This window comes from Desulfomonile tiedjei DSM 6799 (assembly GCF_000266945.1).
In the GTDB taxonomy this organism is placed as follows: domain Bacteria; phylum Desulfobacterota; class Desulfomonilia; order Desulfomonilales; family Desulfomonilaceae; genus Desulfomonile; species Desulfomonile tiedjei.
Map to the genome: position 1 here is coordinate 5411687 of NC_018025.1, position 18749 is coordinate 5430435.

An 18749-nucleotide genomic window follows, 5' to 3' on the forward strand; every position below is an offset into this window, starting at 1 on the left:
TTCGCAGATAGATGGGTCGGGCCCGCGCAATCTCGCTCAGGATAGTCGACACCATATTAAAGGATGGAACGGAAGAAAGATCGTTCAACGCAATGCGCGAAACAAGAGCTAAGGCCGGAAAAGAATCCGGGTTGCATGCGGTTTACGGGTTGACCCGCGGGTTGAAACACTCTCAAAAAATCCGACTGGAAAAGTTGGCTCTCAGGAGAATTCCTGCCAATCGTGTAATCACACAGGAGATGGCCAGGCATCTCACGGAGATCAGTTCCGAAATTCGTCGTCAAATCGGTATCCTGGTAGACAGGCAAGGAAACATATATAGAGTTCTCGTGGGAGATGCCCGATCGATTCTCATTCCCAGACTCACGGGATGGCGTGTGGGTGTAGGCAGATTACGAGGTCTGCGACTTATTCACACGCATTTGAAAGACGAGCACCTGACCGAGGAAGATCTGACCGACCTGGCGTTGCTGCGTCTGGATCTGGTTGCCTCGGTAGGAGTGGATTCCCAGGGACTGCCCACAGTTATCCACATCGCACATCTGCTCCCCGATAATCCCATGAAACAAATCTGGCAGTTGCTGGATCCCACACCACCTTCACTTTTGGATCTGGACTTCAGCGCATTCATCCGGTCGCTCGAAGACGAAATCTCGCGGTCTATAAGTACGCGATCCGTCAAAGCAACACAGGATCGGGCGTACTTGATAGGACGCACTGTCGGCAAAGATTGGGAAATCGAGGAGTCTCTGGACGAATTGAACGAGTTGGCCAAATCCTGCGGTGTAGAGGTGGTGGGAACCTCGATTCAGAAACGCAATACCGTAGATCCGCATTTTCTCGTGGGAAAAGGAAAACTCAGAGAAGTAGTCATCGATGCGCTGCAAAAGGGGGCGGATCTTCTGGTTTTCGATGCGGAATTGAGCCCAAGTCAGGTCCGCAGCATTGGTGATTTTACAGAATTAAAAGTCATAGATCGCTCCCAGCTAATCCTGGACATTTTTGCGCAACGCGCTAAATCCAGGGAAGGAAAGATCCAGGTAGAATTGGCTCAGCTCAAGTACGCATTGCCGCGGCTGGCGGAAAAAGATGATGCGCTTTCGCGGCTTACCGGTGGAATCGGCGGAAGAGGCCCTGGAGAAACCAGGCTGGAAATAGATCGAAGGCGTATTCGAAGCAGGATCGATTTCCTTGAAAGGCAAATCGGACAACTGGGCAAGCGTCGGGCGCTTCGACGACAACTTCGCAACAGACGTGAGGTGCCGATCATTTCTATTGTAGGGTATACCAATGCGGGCAAATCGACATTGCTGAACAATCTGACCAAATCGGATATTCTGACGGAAGACAAATTGTTCGCCACCCTTGACCCTACAAGCAGAAGATTGCGTTTTCCCCGGGAAACGGAAGTAATCATTACGGATACCGTGGGATTCCTCAAGGATTTGCCGGAAACTCTCGTTGCAGCGTTTTCTGCCACACTTGACGAATTGGCGGATGCGGATCTTCTGATCCACGTCATTGATTGCTCGAACGAGGCGTTCGAAGCGCAAATGCAAGCGGTGGAAAAACTGCTGGAACAATTGGGTTTGAATCTCATTCCCCTTATTCGAGTATTTAACAAACAGGATCTCATGAACCCCGAAATGGTGCGAAATATCTCCGCAAGCTACAATGGAATCGGAATCTCTGCGAACGATTCCAAGAGCTTTCCCCCGCTCATACGACGCATGGAGGACGAAATTCTGACTGCCCTCTCGAACAGAATGAACGATGCTCCGCAACAGTCATCCGGCACCGTGACTGGAGTGACGGCATGACAGAACTGAGCCGGGAAGACTTCCGTAAACTCGTTATATCTCTGAGTCTGATCGTCATTTTGACAATAGCTCTCGTGGTATCATGGCTAATGGGGTGGCTGAATCCCATCGTGTCAACTATGATTGCTATGTTTAGCGGTCGCGAACAGCTCAGATCTTACGTGGAAAGCTGGGGCTCATGGGCTCCTGCGATCTTCATGAGCATCCAGGCGCTCCAGGTGGTCTTTGCGCCTATTCCCGGCGAGTTGACAGGAGTGGTTGGCGGGTTCATCTTCGGAGTTGCGCCCAACATACTCTACTCCACCATAGGACTCACGGCGGGATCGATGCTTGCGTTTACGGCATCCAGGTTGATAGGGCTTCCTCTTGTCAAGCTGGTGGTGCCGAAAGATTCGATGGAGCACTTCGGTTTTCTCACGCGAAGTCGAGGAATATTTCTTGCCGCGGTCTTTTTTATTTTCCCCGGATTTCCCAAGGATATACTCTCATATCTTCTGGGACTCAGCCCCATGGGGTATGTAACGTTCTTCCTGGTGTCCGGTTTAGGGAGAATTCCCGGCACTATTATGTTGAGTTACAGCGGTGCCGCGGTTTATCATGAAAACTGGACATTGGTCATCGTCCTGTCGGTGTTCTGTGCCGTACTAGTGGGAATAGTGTATTTTCGGCGCGAGAGGATTGAGCGTTGGCTCCGAACAAGGAGCAACCAGCCTGTCTAGACAACGCGACCGTTCCTTTTCTCACATGAAACTCTATGAGTGCCACATTGGAGCATCTGTGGAATCGGGCTTCCATGCAGAAGAAGAGTATCGGGTAGATAGTTTTTTTCACAGAACTATAGATCTCTTCGATGCCGTGGACCGGCACGAAAAGCTGTTTCCAAAAGTGTGTAGGGCCTGTGGCAGGACCTATCCCGATTTGTCTACATATATTAGTGAGACCAAGCCCAAAGGTCATACGATGGACGATTGCAGTGAAGTCATGGGAAAGCAGTTCACCATGCTTTATCGACATTGTCTTTGTGGAAATACGCTGGTCCTTACTTTCACGGACGACATATTTCCTCTCTTGGCCGTCTTCTGGTCAAACATGAAGGAAGAGGCTCGTTCTTGCGGAATGACGTTGAAAGATTTCACTGCTGAATTTGTGGGAAAATGGGAACTACTGATACTCTCCCGTAAGCCCTTGAAGTAGAGTTTTTTCATGTCCGCAATGGAACCCTCCGACAAAACCTTGTTGATCGTCTACCATTCGCAGTCAGGCAATACTGATCGGCTTTCCCGAGCAGTAGAGCGAGGCGGCTCACGCGAGAATGCAGTCACGGTCAAGAGGCTGCAAGCCGCATCGGTCGGAAAGAACGATTTAGTTCATTGCAGGACTCTGGTGATATGCAGTCCCGAATATTTCGGGTACATGGCAGGAGCAATCAAAGACCTGTTCGATCGAACATATGAAGACGTGCGCCCCATGATGGCCGGCAAAGCTTATGCAATTGTGATCGCAGCCGGAAACGACGGCAGGGGGGCACTCCAGAGCATAGAACGTATCCTGGCGGGATTTAAGCTGAAGAAAGTGCAGGATCCCGTCATTCATTGCGGTCCCGTTACCCCGGAAGTCATATCCCGATGTGAGGAATTGGGCCAAACCCTTGCTGCCGGCATGGAGTTCGGGATCTATTAAAAGCAGAGAGCGTCGGATTCCAGAAAGACCGACCATTAATACGGACTTGCAGTCAAAATAGTTTTTACTGAGACGGAAGCACGGACCTGCCCCACAGGTCCGTGGCACCCAAAACCGTCGTGGGGTTCGGTACGGGGGTGCCACTGACCTAGCTCCGCAGGTCAGTGGCATAAGCACCTTGAATGCAAGGTATAAATCGACTCTGCAACAGCATTCCAGTTTCACGCATTTCTCCCGCGCATGGAACGATTGCCAAAAATTCTGACGTTTATCCCGTGCTCCAATACAAGATATTGGTGGGGACCGGCGTCCCTGCCGGTCCATTTTATTAATATCATTGATCATATTGAAGCTGTGCCGGCACGGAGGCCGGCACCTACCAATACTGCTACCCTCAATCTGATCACATTTTAGCAATTCCTGTAATCGATTCTTTTCTCGATGATACTTTTCGCAATATGGTTCCGGCTGTGCTATTACTGCACAGATGAATAGGCCTATTAACCAGGAGGGTCTTATAAATGGAAGTTAAAGTGTTTGGTGTGATTGGGGCCGGACAAATGGGCAACGGTATAGCACACGTGGCTGCTGCTTCCGGCCTGCAAGTAATCATGAACGATGTAAAAGATGAATTCGTTCAGAAAGGTCTTTCATCGATTCGGAAGAATCTTGAACGAGCAGTTTCTAAAGGAAAAATGACCGAGCAGGAACAGTCCGACATTCTGGGACGCGTAAAAGGCAGCACCAGCCTGGAAGATTTTAAGGATGCGGATTTTGTGGTAGAGGCTATTATAGAAAGCTTCGATCTGAAGAAGACTGTCTTCGAAGCACTCGATACTATCGTCCCCAAAGAATCCATACTGGCGAGCAACACTTCATCGATTTCCATCACCAAGCTTGCTTCCTGCACGAAACGTCCAGATAAATTCATCGGCATGCATTTCATGAATCCTGTACCGGTAATGAAGCTGGTAGAAGTCATAAATGGTGTTGCAACATCTACAGATACAACCGAAGTAACGGTGGAACTCGCGAATAAATTCGGGAAGACTCCCGTAGAAGCCAACGATTACCCTGGATTCATCGCTAATCGCATTCTGATGCCCATGATAAACGAAGCAATTTACGCCTATTTTGAAGGTGTGGGGACCCCCCAGGCAATCGATGAAGTGATGAAACTTGGTATGAATCACCCTATGGGGCCGTTGACATTGGCAGACTTCATCGGGCTGGATACCTGTTTGGCAATCATGAATGTTCTGTTCGAAGGATTCGGAGATCCCAAATACAGAGCATGCCCTCTCCTGAAAAAATACGTGGAAGCCGGCTACCTCGGAAGGAAGAGCGGTCGCGGCTTCTATGATTACTCCGGCCAATAAGACGCAAGATCGGCACTGATGAGGAGTTTGCGTACAAATGGGCACCCCCTACCATTAAGAAGGCCATCAAAGTCCCCCTTTTCTAAAGGGGGATTCAGGGGGATTTCATGGACTCAACTCAAAATCCCTCCTTGTATGTTGGGTTACAGGTATTCCCTGTTTTCTCAGGGATGCAGCGAGAGTGAGGGGACGATACTTGTACTTGCCAGGATAAGTACCGTTGGACAAAGGGGACTGGCACGGGCGTGACACCTGTCATTGCGAGCGAAGCGAAGCAATCGCCTGAGATGAAGCGCCTGAGTCAGGAAATTTTCCGACAATATTCTTCCTTCAAAGCCCGGGCACTTCGTAACCCACGAATCCCCGATCGATCAGATCTTTAATAAACTCAGCTAGATGAGCACTTGCATCCGCAGGCACTGATTCAAAATGTTCCTCGATATGAGCGAGGATCTCGTGTTCCGTGTGCTCGCCGTCCAGCAGTTTCCAGACAAACACCCCTATAGGATTCATCCCGAAGCCGTCACCGGTGTCGGGATCGAATAATATTGCCCAATCGTCGAATTCTTCCCTCAGAACCAGTTGCGAGTTTGCTATGGGTTTTGCGTTCTTATCCACAAGAATTCTTTCTATCGTGAGATCTAATCGAGGCTGTCGGGCGACTTGAATCAGATCTGCTCTTCGTTAGCGATCATGCCCTATTGCGGATAGTGGAAGATATTCCATCAGACTGCCCATTTATGTCAAGGAAGAAAATGATCCGGAAAATTCAAGGCTTGACGTAAGTAGTCTTTATCAGCGTTTGTTGGTGAAAAGGTTTCTGAAGCTCAGCCACTTGGACTTTACATATTCCAGGGGATCGCTGGTACGGAGCACAGCCATACGGTATTCCGCGGAAGGAAACAGCCTGAGCTTCACGAAATGCAGTTTACTCGCCCAGTCAGGTTCTTGGAGTATTCGGGCAACTATTCGCCACACGTAACGAAACCGGTTCTGCGCAATTCTCTTTTCCATTGCAGACGGTCTGTACGCGGCAAAGGACTTCAAAACGGCTGCCGGCACTTGAGCACCCCAGGCACTCGCCAATTCCTGCATCATAATCCCCACAGGATAGACCACACCGAGATTCTCACAGAGAGACAGGATCTCGTTCCAATCCGTTTGTAGTCTTTCCAGCATTAGCATGAGATCCAGATAGTCTCTGAAGCGTGTGGCAGAGCTCAAAGCATGGATCGCCACATTGATTGTGTTCAGTTCAGGCGAGAGAAATCGTATCTTGCAACCAAAGATCTCAGTGTCGTAGGAATGTGCCCATACATCGCTTTCAGGTAAACGGTAATAATCAAGAAGCCTCAGCTCGGAATGGAGGTCCACCACTTCAGGCCTGATTCCGGGCCGCATATAGGGACGGGATGGGTAAAGGTGCGGTTTGAAAGATTCCGGGACATCGATCATGAGGACATATCCGAGGGTTTTCAGGATCTCCTGCACGACCGCAAGGTCTTTTCGCAAGACCATTACATCTACGTCGCACATGGGTCTGATAGCGGGATTCTTGTACACGAATGTGCCGAGATATGCTCCCTTGAGGAGAACCAGTGGAACGTCCTGTTGAGAGCATGCTTCTGCGATGCGACGCATACACGATTCGTGTATGAGGTTTTCTAAACAGCTTTGGTGGTAATCTTTCCGTAATGCGTCGAGAAAAGGTTCCGAGAATCCCAATTCAGGTCTGGTGTGAAGAAAAGCATAAAGCCAGGGAGCAAGGCCATGCAGCCGTATCGAACGTAAGTGTCTTTCGTCCCAGTGGGCGCACCAGTCTTCCGAGGGTACTCTGTCGAATACCGATTCCCGGCATAAAAGGCGGACCTGTTCCTGAATATCAACCGGATTCTGAATCATGAACACCAAAAACTCTTTACATAACGGTTACGTCTCAACACATCCGAGCGTTGCGGAATTAATGCTTGCCTTTCCGTACGCTGCCATCCATAATCACCGATAACACCAATCCGCTTTCAAAAAGGTTCCTCGAGTATTACCGGATTCCGCGGCAATGATCCACAGTTATTGTTTGACTTGAATGCTCACAATAGAGCATAACAATCGTTCTTCGTCGTAACGATTGATTCTTGCGGCCGAATATCCCCCAGCCTAAACAGAACAGTCAGCAATGGGGAGACTGACAGACAATGACTTCCACCGAGCTTCTCAAAATCATTCTCAGGAAAGGTCAGCTCATCGTTAAGGTCCTGGGAAAGTACATCAGCTTTAACCAGTGTCTTTTTGCGGCGGTCTTCCTTTTGTCTGCGGCAAGCTTTTGGCTCTCCTATGAAATCCGTTTCGATTTTAACGTGCCGCACCACTTTGCCGGACAGCGCCTTCTTTTGCTCCTGTATGTTTCCCTTCTCAAACTGACCTTCTTTTATCTTTTGCGGGGACATGGCAGTAACTGGCGGTATGTAGGTATTAGCGATGTCCCGAATCTCTTTTTTCATTGCGTGCTCTGCAGCACCACATTGTTTGCTGTAGGGTACGTGTCGGAGCGTCTGTGGATTCCACGCGGCGTAGTGCTGATCGATTTTTTCATGAGCATCGTCTTTATTGGCGGAAGCAGAGTAGGATTGCGCGTTCTCAGGGAAAAAATACGGCTCATACTGCGGACACGCTCATCCGGTAAAGAGACTCGCGCAGTGATTATAGGCGCTGGCGATGCAGGAGAGATGATCGTTCGGGAAATTGCGCGAGATACCGGCTCAAGAATCAAGATTGCTGCTATCTTCGACGATGATCCGAAGAAGCAGGGTCATACCATACATGGAATAAGAGTAGTGGGAGGAGTGGACCACATTTCCGCTTACGCCCAGGACAACAAGTTCGATACCGCTATGATAGCAATTCCTTCCGCACGCAATGCAGACATGCGGCGGATACACCGCATCCTCAAGACTCTGGATATCAAGGTCAAGACATTGCCGGGTCTCAATGAGATTATTCATGGATCGGCAAAGCTGACCCAGTTGCGGGACATTACCATTTCCGACCTCCTCGGCCGCGAAGAGATCAATATAGATACCGAACTCCTGAAAAAACTCATTTTCCGGAAAACTGCTCTGGTTACCGGAGCAGGAGGGAGCATCGGCTCGGAGCTTTGCAGACAGATACTAAAACGCGAGCCTGAGCGGTTAATTCTCTTGGAACGGACAGAGAACAGCCTTTTTCATGTGAACAGGCAGTTGAGAGAAGTGCACCCGGACATCCCCATTGTCCCTGTCCTGTGTGATGTGAGGGACACGGTAAGAGTGGAGGAGGTGTTCCAAGAATTCAGACCTGAATTGGTGTTTCATGCCGCGGCTCATAAGCATGTTCATATGCAGGAACTCAATCCCTCGGAATGCGTCAAGAATAATATTGCAGGAATGCAGACATTGGCACGCACGTGCGATCGACACGGAGTCTCCCGTTTTCTCCTCATTTCCACGGACAAGGCGGTGAATCCCACGAGCGTAATGGGGGCCACCAAGAGAGTCTGCGAGCTATACTGCCAAGCATTCGGCATGGTCAGCGACACAAAATTTCTCTCTGTTCGATTCGGAAATGTGCTGGCATCCGAAGGGAGTGTCGTCCCAATCTTCATGGATCAGATCGCCCGAGGCGGTCCAATCACGGTGACTCACCCGGAAATGCGCCGTTATTTCATGACAATCCCTGAGGCCGTGACATTGGTGCTCCAGGCGGCTGCTCTCGGAAACTCAGGCGAAATCATGGCCCTGCAAATGGGTGAACCAATCAAAATCATGGATTTGATACAACATCTGCTTATGCTCATGGGAAAAGAGCCTGATGAGATTCCCATCGTATTTGTAGGGCCCAGACCGGGTGAGAAGCTCTTCGAAGAATTGACCGCGCCTTCAGAGAGCAACATGGCCACCACACATACAAACATCAAAATATTTAATCGAGATAGCGTCGATCCAGGGAAACTGATCGCTTCCATTGACAAGGCTGTGGAACGCGTCATGAGAGGGGTCGATGCAGACACAGTCCGGCTGATATTGCAGGAGCTTGTCCCGGAATACTCTCCGGCTGAAGGCTCCGAATACCCGAAGCTTTCTGCATATGCGGGATCGAGATCGAATTAACGCTGTTCAAAGCAGCAGCATACGGGAAATTCTCCTAATGGCCGTCTGTGGTCCGGTGGATCACGACAATGCAGATCTGGTAGGGGCATCTCTTGTGGGTGCCCGGTAGAACCGGCCTCTGTTCTGGTCATTCCCCAGAGGCAGGCCTCCGTGTTTGAGGACCCCTGTCGCTGGCTGCAGCCGCGATTCCAACACTCCGTACGCCAGGGATAAACCCGACATTTTCGATTCAGAGCTGAGCCCGATTCTTAAAAGATTTCTCCAATTCGTAATCATTCAGTTTTGAGCGGGCATTAGGGAGTTCTGCGCCCTGGAAGGGCGGCTCAATACTAGCCACGGGTGTCAACCCGTGGACAGCGCCAAGTCCATGAGTATGGTTCAACGACCCTGAAAGGGTCGACCAAAAGGCAATGATTTCCAAATCCATTGGTGGACCCTTTCAGGGTCTTGAAGGCAAAAGACTTCCCGTCGCTTCCGTGGGTTTGCACCCACGGCTACTATTGGGTAGCCCCTGTGGGGCTGCAGAAACCTTTTCCATACATAACTGAATGGTTACTCCAATTTTACCTGTTCGATTGAATATCCGAATAAATCGTTTTCGGCGTCCCGAGATTCCCTCCATCCTTCAGCCAAAGAAAAAGCATTCCCAGATATTCGTGGATCGCCGTATTGCACTCGGCCAGGGCGTTCGCTCGAGGGAAAAGGCGCGCCACGGTAGGCACGAAGGTCTTCCCTTGAAAATCGCATGGAGCCGGAATAGGATCCAATCCAACCCGCCTGAAATTCACGAGTGCTCGGTTCATATGACTCGCGCTTGTTACCAGGGCAAACTTTTGGTTTTCGAGAAGTGGTTTCAGCAAGCGAGCTTCTTCTTCAGTGTCCAGAGAACGGCTTTCCAATATGATCGCATCTCCGGGAATACCCATTTCATGCGCAAAAGCAGCCATTCCTTCTGCCGTAGTTATGACCCCCGGACTATCGCTTCCTCCGGAAAAAACCAGCTTGGCTCCGGGAATTCTTTTCCACAAACGGATACCCTCGAGCGTTCGTATCAGGGATGTGCTGGCGATCCGATCCGCTGGAGTCAGGCTGCCGGCCCTGACGTCTCCACCAAGCACAACTACATACCGGACGTCCAGCCGCGAAAGCTCCGATGGATCGGCATAGGTTCCCGCTTTGCTTTCAAGATTACGGAACAGATTGAAGGATGTTATCGGCAGAGACATGATCAACAAAATCGCCCCCGATCCCGCGAAAAAAGCGAAGCAGATCTTGTTCTTTTTTCCGGCAAGCCACAGCACCATTCCCATGAGCCACAGGAGGAGAGAAAACCCGACCGGATAAACAAACACACTTACAACCTTTTTGAGAGTGTACGCCAAAAAATCCATTCAGTTATCCTTGAAATATAAAATCGTGTTCCGCGTCCGGCATCGATTACGGTTTGGAGGCATTCGTTCAAAGGAAAAATGTGCCTCTTTACCCCAGTCGTGAGAAGAAAATCTCCCGATTCCATCGGCATTTGAAAACCGATTATCACCGCATAGCAAAATAAGATGCATTTTTCAATGGTTGAAGCAAATGTCTCGATTTTCTTCATGCATATTTGTGTTGACATCCCTTGGAAAAAAATGTATCCATGGAGCATCAATCTGTCGGAAAGTAAGCCATGAAAAAGAAGATTCTGGTACTCTTAATGATTTTGAGCCTATCCTATCCGGCTGCATCCCATGCCTTCGGGATATTGAGATACACGTTTGATGCAATTGCGAATCAGCTCGGTCTGGATAGGGGACCCGTGCCTAAAGTATTTCCTCAACTGCCTCCGACCGGTTTCGATGCCCACGGAAAGCCGTTGAGCAATCATCCCGACGCCAATCGAATCTATATTCAGGCCGAAGGTTTCTAGTTCGGATACGATTGCCGGTCTTCTTCTGTTCCCCTTTTCTTATGAGTGCGGTTCCACTTGAATGTGGTTCTGCGGCACGTAAGAGCCATTCATTCCCATCGCGAAATCCCTTCCACTCGCCATACGTGTAGATTCTATAATAGAAAGCGTGCTATCTGTTCAGGGAGCTGTTGAGTATCGGCAAGATGTCGTCCAGAGTCAAAGAAGAAGGCGATTCGGTTCCGCCATAAAGAGAAAGCGGAAGTGAAACGAGCTTTCGAGTCTCCACCGCTTGCAACATTGCAGGAAGATTATCGGCAGTCTTTCCTCGATCGTGCAGGAGGACAACATCCCGCGGTTTCGCTCGATACATCGTTCCGATAACTTGCGCGGAAGAGCGCGCATACCAGTACAGTTCCATGCGCCAATCATTCGTGTCCAAGTCCCACCCGGCAATTTGGTAACCCAGATCCAATAATACTTCGTCACAGGCTTGTCTCGTGCTCTGCGAACCTGAATCGCCGTATGGAAATCGGAAGAATCTGTTTTGATTTGTGGGCGAAACTCCGGATTCCTCGATTACCTCTTCAATTAGCGCATGAGTGGCAGTAATTTCTTTCTGTGCCCGCTTGGTGGAAATCCAGGAAAAATTGGGATGCTCGTATGAGTGATTGGCTATCTCATGGCCTTCATGTAATGCTTTTACAGCCAGGTGCCGAAGCTTGGGATTAGCCAGATTCCGCCCGATCACAAAGAAGGTGGCCTTGTGTTTTCTCGCTGCAAGGTGCTCCAATATGTGCGCAGTGCAGAACATGGGGCCGTCGTCGAATGTGAGAAATAACGGCTGCTGGACATCGCCGGTATCATCATGCACTTTATTTTGTTGCTGTTTTTTCGGAGGCGACATTTCGCCTCGTCTGGGTTCTATGTAATCAGGATGCGAATACAGGAGAGAAGTCAACTCATCCACAAGAGAAAAGCCCGGTGAATTGGTCACGACAATTCCACTAGTACTCAGTGCAAGGAAACGTCGTCTGGTCAAACGAGTTTCTCGACTCCTGGATTCGGCGTGAATCTTCACAGTGAACGATGTCATTGCAAATCCGAGAAAAGTTGTTCGGAAGCGCTATTATATAAATAACAGGTTCTAAAGTCAAAAATATAGTGCTATTTCATGCAAAACACGCCTAATCTTTCTTAGAGATTGGCGCCGGCGGATGTTGCAGCCTAATGAGTTACAATTTCCAACATATGGCTGAATGCAGAGAGATGCATTATACTCTCTGATGAAATGGTCAAGAATCGTTAAGGAAAATCGAACCCATCTGTGTGGATTAGGAAGCACGTGATTGCAGAACAGAAACCAAAGATTATCATTGTTGCAGGCCCCACCGCTGCGGGCAAGACCGATATAGGAATCCGACTTGCCGAGCGCATTCAGGGAGAAATCGTATCCGCCGATTCAGTCCAGGTCTATCGGCACATGGATATCGGGTCGGCGAAACCTTCACCGGACGAACAAGCTATCGTGCCCCATCACATGATCGACATAAAGGACCCTGATGAGAGCTTTTCAGCGGGCGAATACGTTCGTGAAGCGCGGAAAATAATACAGGATATCGTGGAGCGAGGACGTGTTCCTCTTGTTGTGGGAGGCACAGGACTGTATATTAAATTATTACGGGCGGGAATGGCTGACCTTCCGTCTGCAGATGAGAACTTGAGAAATATGTTGCGTGAATCCGAGCAAAACGAGCCGGGCTCTCTTTTCACGAAACTTTCTGCAATCGATCCGCAGACTGCCATTAAGACCGGCCCCCGCAATCTGACCAGAATCATCAGAGCTCTGGAGATTTATGAAATTACCGGGAAAAAAATGTCTCAGATTTATGAAGAACATGCTTTCAGAGACATGCCGTACACTTTTCTTTATATCGGATTGACACCCGAGAGGTCACATTTGTACGAACGGATTGATAACCGGGTTGACAGTATGATAGAGGGTGGATTATTGGATGAAACGGAAACGTTATATGAGCTCGGCTACGGCCGGGAGCTAAAATCCATGCAATCTCTCGGATATCGACATGCCGGGATGATTCTAGCCGGAGAAATGGATCTCCAGGCGGCAACGGACCTGCTGAAGAGGGATACCCGACATTTTGCAAAGAGGCAGTTTACTTGGTTTCGTTCCGAACCCGATGTCTTGTGGTTTGATCCTAGAGAAATCAAGGGGATCGGATGTGTGGTTACAAATTTTCTCGGCGCATAGCTTGTGACCGGGATTTTTCCCCCGGATCGGCTTGATCTGCCGTTACCTGGGGATGAGTGCACGGGGGTGCGGAAATGCCGAAGACTCATTTCAATATTCAAGATCAGTTTCTTAATCAAGTTCGAAAAGCACGTATAGAAGTGCAGGTGCTTCTCGTGTCGGGCGAATCCATTAAGGGATATGTCCGCAGTTTCGACAGCTTTTGCATAATCATTGAAGACAGGGATGACATCAGGCTGGTGTACAAGCATGCTCTCAGTCTTATTCAGGCTGCGGAGCCCGGTGCCAAGATACCTGGGCTTGTATAAAAACATTCGGATCGGATTCGACAAGGGTGGGGTTCCGGTTGAACAAGGAACTCCGCCTGTCCGTAATACCGATTCGCTTTTCTTCTCATAATCTGGGAGGCCGAGGTATCCTTCGCTCCGGACGATGCAAAGCCGTCTAATCACTCCGCTGAGAACACCTCGGCCTTCGCCATCTTATATGCATAATTGCGAAATGATATAAGATCGCTCCCTGGAGGGTACCGTCCTGCGTACAGCGGGGTGGGCGCTTTCACAATCAAAGATGATCCCCACAAGGTTCTTTTAGAAATGATGGGAATCTAAGCCGTTTCCAAATCGACGCCGACAGGACAGTGGTCGGATCCCATCACTTCCGGCATGATGTAGGCTCGCTTCACGGAGGGTAACATTTCTTTCGTGACGAATACGTAATCGATTCTCCAACCCACGTTCCTCTTTCTCGCCCCTGATTTCAGATCCCACCAGCTATACTCAACCGCATCAGGATAGGCATGGCGAAACGTGTCAACATACCCCTCCGAGACCACCTTATCCATCCATCGACGTTCTATCGGCAAAAAACCGGAAACTTTCTCGTTCGCTTTGGGGCGGGCCAGGTCTATTTCGTTGTGAGCGGTATTCACGTCCCCGACAAAAACAAGGCGAGGCTGCTCTTTTCGTAATTCCTGAAGCATTGAGAGGAATGCATCATAAAATTCCATTTTGTACTGCAGTCTCTCCGGCCCCATCTTCCCATTGGGGAAGTACACATTGAACAAGATGAAATCAGGAAAATCCAAACGCAAAAATCGGCCCTCCACATCGAATCGATCGATACCCATAGTCAGTCCTACGCTTGTAGGCCGCTCTTTCGTGTACACCGCCACACCGCTATATCCTTTTCTCTGGGCGCAATTCCAATAGGAAGTGTAGCCGGGGGGCTCTGTCAGGCATATTTCGAGATTATCCGGTTGAGCTTTTATCTCCTGGAGACACAGGATATCCGGAGACTCTCTCTCCAGCCATTCCAGAAAGCCCTTCTTTTGAACTCCCCTGATTCCGTTTACATTCCAACTGAGCAGTCGCGTGATCCTTGACATGATGGTCCTCGCAACCGATAGACGGCGTGTTTTTGTACCAAAGTGCTTTCATAGAAGGAATATTGAGAAACCTGTTATTTGCCGATCCCGGCAAATCTCCTTCGCTACGAACGGCACCGCCTGACTTCGCTTCGGAGACATGCCGGTCCGGGATTTGCTGGACGTTACTTCTTTGAACGCACATTTGTATAGTAGGTCCCAAAACTAAAAAATCCGACCATGGGGCCGGAATCGTTTTCTGGTGCCGAAGGCCGGACTCGAACCGGCACGAGCTTTCGCCCGCCACCCCCTCAAGATGGTGTGTCTACCAAGTTCCACCACTTCGGCACATGGGTAGTGTATCTATCGAGTCCGTTTTCGTCAAGCCCAAAACACTGATTTGTAGTTACCTTTCACTCATGGACGGAAAAATTGAATTCCGAGCCTTTGGACGAACCGTCCATCGCAATTGTCAAAATGAATGTCCGATTGAAGATTAGGAATATTGGTGGGTGCCGTGCCTCCGTGCCGGCACATATTCAATAATCAATGATATCGAGAGAATGGACCGGCAGAGACGCCGGTCCCCACCTGTAGCTTGTATTGGAGCATGGGATAAACATTAGGATTTTTGGCAATCTTATAAAGACACACAGGTGTAATCCTAAAGATGCATACCAAAATTCGTCCTGAATAACTCTAACGAGATCGTCTGTCGATGCCGTATCGTGCTTCTTAGTCCAGGAGCCTGAAACCGATTGATTTTTAAATGATGCGCTCAAAAAAACCATGTATTTTAAATATTAATTCACAAAAAGACAAGCAAAAAATAGCTTGACATTGGAAGGTTCCGGTTATAGTGTTTTTTTAGAAGATCCGGAACCATCGACCGCCGGCCCGTTGCTGGAAATACGCAAAAGCCCCCAGAGGATGGTGGCGCGGTTCGGGGTCCTTTCTTCCGGCGAGCCTATACTCCCTCTGGAGGTCAACTTGCATGTCCCCGTGCTCCTGCGAGAGGTCCTGGAGGCCCTCAGTCCGAAATCAGGCGGCATCTATTTCGATGGTACGCTTGGCGGAGGAGGGTACGCGGAAGCAATTCTCGAGGCATCAAACCCCGATGGGAGACTTGTGGGAGTCGATTTGGACCGGGAAGCTGTCGCAAGGTCTGCCAAGCGCCTGGAAAGGTTCGGGGAAAGATTCACGCCCGTTCACAGCGGCTTTCATCATGCCCGAACAATTCTCGCAGAGCTGGGAATTGCCGCTTTAGACGGAGCAGTCCTGGATTTAGGCTTGTCATCGTATCAGTTGGAAGATGCCGAGCGCGGCTTCAGTTTTCAAGGAACAGGCCCTCTTGACATGAGATTCGATACTACCGCGGGACAATCGGCACTCGAGTATTTGCGCAAGATTTCCGTGAAACAACTTGAAGAAATACTTGCAACATATGGTGAGGAGCGCTATTCAAAGAAATTAGCTCGATCGTTGATCGTCGCCAGAGATCGTGGAGAGCTGGTCACGACTCAGGATTTAGCCAGAACAGTCTCCCGGACTCTGGGTGGGAGGAGAGAAAAGATACATCCGGCAACACGGACTTTTCAGGCGCTCAGGATTGCAGTCAATGCCGAACTGGAAAATCTGGAGACGGCTTTGGAGCAGATTCCGCTCCTCCTGAATAAAGGGGGGCGTTTTTGCGTCGTATCGTATCACTCACTGGAGCACCGGGCCGTAAAGCATTCCTTTCAGAGGAAGAAACCAGATGTCCAAAACTGGAGGATTTTGACTCCCAAGCCGATCAAACCTTCGGCTGAAGAATCCAGGTTGAACCGCAGATCCAGATCTGCCCAGATGCGGGTTATCGAAGCACTGTCCGATATGACGGCAGAGTTGGGGTGACAACGTGAAACGACCTCAGGCAAAAGGGCTGTTTTCCAGATTATTCTCCAGTGTTTTCTTGAGAAACGCTCTGGATAATTCAGGCATTCGCCGGGCAAGCCCTGCCATGGTAATGGCGCTTTCCGTGGCCATCCTTTTTGTCGGACTGTTCTATGTGTGGACGAGAATGCAACTGGTCCAGATCGGATACCAGATATCGAGCGCAGAAAACAAGAACAATGACCTGAAAAAGCGGAAACGGGAACTTCTCCTGGAAATTGCCTCTTTGCAGTCTCCAAGGGAACTGGAAAACAAGGCATCGAAAATCGGTCTCGTATTTCCCTCCGTGGGAAAGGTGATCCATGTACCGTAAGCCAAAATCCGTAAACTGGGAAGTGTATCGCATACTCCTGGTAGCAGTTTTTTTCGCAGCGGGAACGCTCTATCTCGTGGTGCAGGCTTACAAGCTACAGATCGCAGATGCTGAGTACCTTCAGAAACTTGCCGAAAAACAGCGTACCATGGTCATCCATCTGGAGGCTCGAAGAGGCATGATCCTCGACAAATCCGGAGAACAGATGGCCGCAAGTTTGGAAGTAAATTCAATTTATGCAAAACCCAAGAGGGTGACGGATAAAAAAGTGTCGGCAAAGACGCTGGCAGAAATTCTGGAAATCAGTGAAAAAGAAATCCTGCAAAAGCTTGACGACGACAGGACTTTTGTGTGGATTGCGCGGAGGGTCTCTCCTATTATCGCGGAAAAAGTCATTAAAGCTCATCTGCCGGGGATTGAGACAAGTACCGAATATCAGCGCTTTTATCCACTCAAGAGTTTTGCAGCTCATGCCATAGGTTTCGCAGGGATCGATTCCAAGGGGCTGGAAGGGCTGGAACTGAACTATGATGATGATCTCAAGGCCGAGCCCATCCCCATCACTGCTCAGAGGGACGCTCTGGGACGGCCGGTAATGTTTACGTCTGTAGGTCAGGATCCTAACAGACGCGATCTGCACCTGACCCTGGACCGCAACATTCAGTATATCGTCGAAAAGGAATTGGATCAGACGGTTGAAAAAGAGCAGGCCAAGAGCGGAACCGTGGTGGTCATGAATGCCGACACGGGCGAGATTCTGGCTTTGGCTGTTCGTCCGACGTACAATTTGAATGTCTTTCAGAAAGTGCCCGCGGAAGTTCGGCGAAATCGTGCTGTTGCGGACACTTTTGAACCGGGATCGACCTTCAAGGTTTTCCTGGCAGCCGCGGCACTCGATTTAGGAAGAGTTACGGCGGGCGAGATGTTTGACTGCCGGAACGGCATATACAAATATAACGGAGCGGAAATTCACGATATTGTTCCTTACAAAAAACTGTCCTTTGAAGATGTGATCATTCACTCGAGCAATATTGGTGCAGTGCGAATTTCGGAACAGCTCAAGAAGACTGAATTTTATGCCATTCTGGCAGCTTTCGGTTTCGGCAGTCCTACTGGAGTAGATCTCCCCGGAGAACGGCCCGGAATGCTGGCCATGCCGGCAAAATGGTCGGTGTTGACTAAAGCTAATATCAGCTTCGGCCAGGGAATATCGCTCAATGCGGTGCAATTGGCTTCGGCATTTGCTGCAGCAATCAATGGTGGATCGCTGTACCAGCCACATCTTATGAAAAGCGTAACGAACGCGGTTGGCGAGACTATCAGAGAGAATTCGCCGGTTCTGGTCCGGAAAGTAATCAAAGAGTCCACATCCGAGAAGATCGTCGAGATTTTGCGAGGTGTTGTGGATCGAGGAACCGGACGTGCCGCAGCAATACCGGGAGCTGACGTTATCGGGAAGACCGGCACCGCGCAAAAGGCGGATCCTGCAGGAGGTTATTCTCCGGACAAATATGTGGTATCGTTCGTAGGCGCGCTTATGAGCGTAAAACCCAGGCTGGTAATTTACGTGGTAATTGATGAGCCTGCCGGCAAGAACAGAACCGGCGGGAAGGTTGCTGCTCCATTATTCCGCAGAATTGGCGAAGCAGTGCTGTCTTTGTGCGGCAGTAAACCCAGTGCTCCGGAAATCATCCTTGCATCCTCATCAGGTGGCTTCCAAAAACCGGTTTCGCTGCCGAGGAGTGTGCACGTGCGCAAAGGGAGCAAACCCGGCGAATGGATCGTTCCGGACTTGAAAGGTCTGGACATGAGACAGGCGCTCGAGGTTTGCGGCAAAATGAAATGCGACGTCACGTTTCAGGGAACCGGTCAAGCAGTAAAGCAAAGCGTAAAACCCGGTCAAGCTATCAAGGAAGGGGCGCCTTTCACCGTATTTTTTGAAGGGCAGCAGTCGTAA

At 49.7% G+C, this 18749-nt stretch carries 17 protein-coding genes and 1 tRNA gene; 12 read left to right on the forward strand and 6 right to left on the reverse strand.

Going from position 1 to position 18749, the window contains the following annotated elements:
* The first annotated feature begins 11 nt into the window (after nucleotides 1-11).
* The 5 genes from hflX to DESTI_RS23230 all read left to right on the forward strand — a co-directional run bounded on the left by hflX (nucleotide 12) and on the right by DESTI_RS23230 (nucleotide 4879).
* A complete protein-coding gene (hflX, locus tag DESTI_RS23210) occupies nucleotides 12-1820 on the forward strand; it encodes a GTPase HflX (protein WP_014812414.1) in 1809 nt (602 codons plus the stop codon).
* Complete coding sequence (locus tag DESTI_RS23215) at nucleotides 1817-2539, forward strand: TVP38/TMEM64 family protein (RefSeq protein ID WP_014812415.1); 723 nt, start codon at nucleotides 1817-1819, stop codon at nucleotides 2537-2539. Before hflX ends, DESTI_RS23215 begins: the two co-directional genes overlap by 4 nt.
* A gap of 58 nt (nucleotides 2540-2597) precedes the next feature.
* On the forward strand, nucleotides 2598-3014 hold the full coding sequence (locus DESTI_RS23220) for a hypothetical protein (protein ID WP_014812416.1): 417 nt from the start codon (nucleotides 2598-2600) through the stop codon (nucleotides 3012-3014).
* 9 nt (nucleotides 3015-3023) lie between these two features.
* Nucleotides 3024-3500 (forward strand): flavodoxin family protein, encoded by a 477-nt coding sequence (locus DESTI_RS23225; RefSeq protein ID WP_014812417.1) that lies wholly within the window; start codon nucleotides 3024-3026, stop codon nucleotides 3498-3500.
* Between the two features lie 521 nt (nucleotides 3501-4021).
* A complete protein-coding gene (locus DESTI_RS23230; protein ID WP_014812418.1) occupies nucleotides 4022-4879 on the forward strand; it encodes a 3-hydroxybutyryl-CoA dehydrogenase in 858 nt (285 codons plus the stop codon).
* 330 nt (nucleotides 4880-5209) lie between these two features.
* Here DESTI_RS23230 and scmD read toward each other — a convergent pair whose 3' ends face one another.
* Both scmD and DESTI_RS23240 read right to left on the reverse strand, forming a co-directional pair.
* Nucleotides 5210-5497, reverse strand: a complete 288-nt coding sequence (gene scmD, locus DESTI_RS23235; protein WP_014812419.1) for a SynChlorMet cassette protein ScmD — start codon at nucleotides 5495-5497, stop codon at nucleotides 5210-5212.
* 177 nt (nucleotides 5498-5674) lie between these two features.
* A complete protein-coding gene (locus DESTI_RS23240; RefSeq protein WP_014812420.1) occupies nucleotides 5675-6781 on the reverse strand; it encodes a nucleotidyltransferase family protein in 1107 nt (368 codons plus the stop codon).
* Between the two features lie 290 nt (nucleotides 6782-7071).
* Between DESTI_RS23240 and DESTI_RS23245 the strand changes: the two genes are divergently transcribed.
* Nucleotides 7072-9021, forward strand: a complete 1950-nt coding sequence (locus DESTI_RS23245; protein ID WP_014812421.1) for a polysaccharide biosynthesis protein — start codon at nucleotides 7072-7074, stop codon at nucleotides 9019-9021.
* A gap of 563 nt (nucleotides 9022-9584) precedes the next feature.
* Here the strand turns inward: DESTI_RS23245 and DESTI_RS23255 are convergent.
* Complete coding sequence (locus DESTI_RS23255; RefSeq protein WP_014812423.1) at nucleotides 9585-10412, reverse strand: YdcF family protein; 828 nt, start codon at nucleotides 10410-10412, stop codon at nucleotides 9585-9587.
* Nucleotides 10413-10690: 278 nt separating this feature from the next.
* Here DESTI_RS23255 and DESTI_RS23265 point away from each other — a divergent pair, with 278 nt between their 5' ends.
* Complete coding sequence (locus DESTI_RS23265) at nucleotides 10691-10930, forward strand: hypothetical protein (RefSeq protein ID WP_014812424.1); 240 nt, start codon at nucleotides 10691-10693, stop codon at nucleotides 10928-10930.
* Between the two features lie 151 nt (nucleotides 10931-11081).
* Here the strand turns inward: DESTI_RS23265 and DESTI_RS29350 are convergent, their stop codons facing one another.
* Nucleotides 11082-12005 carry a polysaccharide deacetylase family protein gene (locus DESTI_RS29350; RefSeq protein ID WP_014812425.1) on the reverse strand — a complete coding sequence of 308 codons (924 nt, stop codon included), beginning with the start codon at nucleotides 12003-12005 and terminating at the stop codon, nucleotides 11082-11084.
* A gap of 249 nt (nucleotides 12006-12254) precedes the next feature.
* Between DESTI_RS29350 and miaA the strand changes: the two genes are divergently transcribed.
* Together miaA and hfq are read left to right on the forward strand one after the other, a co-directional pair.
* Nucleotides 12255-13181, forward strand: coding sequence for a tRNA (adenosine(37)-N6)-dimethylallyltransferase MiaA (gene miaA / locus DESTI_RS23275; RefSeq protein ID WP_014812426.1), 927 nt, complete (start codon nucleotides 12255-12257; stop codon nucleotides 13179-13181).
* A 74-nt stretch (nucleotides 13182-13255) separates the two neighbouring features.
* Nucleotides 13256-13489 (forward strand): RNA chaperone Hfq, encoded by a 234-nt coding sequence (gene hfq / locus DESTI_RS23280; protein ID WP_014812427.1) that lies wholly within the window; start codon nucleotides 13256-13258, stop codon nucleotides 13487-13489.
* 299 nt (nucleotides 13490-13788) lie between these two features.
* Here the strand turns inward: hfq and DESTI_RS23285 are convergent, their stop codons facing one another.
* Complete coding sequence (locus DESTI_RS23285) at nucleotides 13789-14568, reverse strand: exodeoxyribonuclease III (RefSeq protein WP_014812428.1); 780 nt, start codon at nucleotides 14566-14568, stop codon at nucleotides 13789-13791.
* A 239-nt stretch (nucleotides 14569-14807) separates the two neighbouring features.
* Nucleotides 14808-14895, reverse strand: a tRNA-Leu gene (locus tag DESTI_RS23290).
* A gap of 642 nt (nucleotides 14896-15537) precedes the next feature.
* Here DESTI_RS23290 and rsmH point away from each other — a divergent pair.
* From rsmH to DESTI_RS23305, 3 genes are read left to right on the forward strand one after another with little or no spacing between them, the layout of a single operon-like run.
* Nucleotides 15538-16440: a 16S rRNA (cytosine(1402)-N(4))-methyltransferase RsmH gene (gene rsmH / locus DESTI_RS23295; RefSeq protein ID WP_014812429.1), complete on the forward strand. Its 903-nt coding sequence runs from the start codon at nucleotides 15538-15540 to the stop codon at nucleotides 16438-16440.
* 4 nt (nucleotides 16441-16444) lie between these two features.
* Nucleotides 16445-16792, forward strand: coding sequence for an FtsB/FtsL family cell division protein (locus DESTI_RS23300; protein ID WP_014812430.1), 348 nt, complete (start codon nucleotides 16445-16447; stop codon nucleotides 16790-16792).
* Nucleotides 16782-18749, forward strand: coding sequence for a penicillin-binding protein (locus DESTI_RS23305; RefSeq protein ID WP_014812431.1), 1968 nt, complete (start codon nucleotides 16782-16784; stop codon nucleotides 18747-18749). Before DESTI_RS23300 ends, DESTI_RS23305 begins: the two co-directional genes overlap by 11 nt.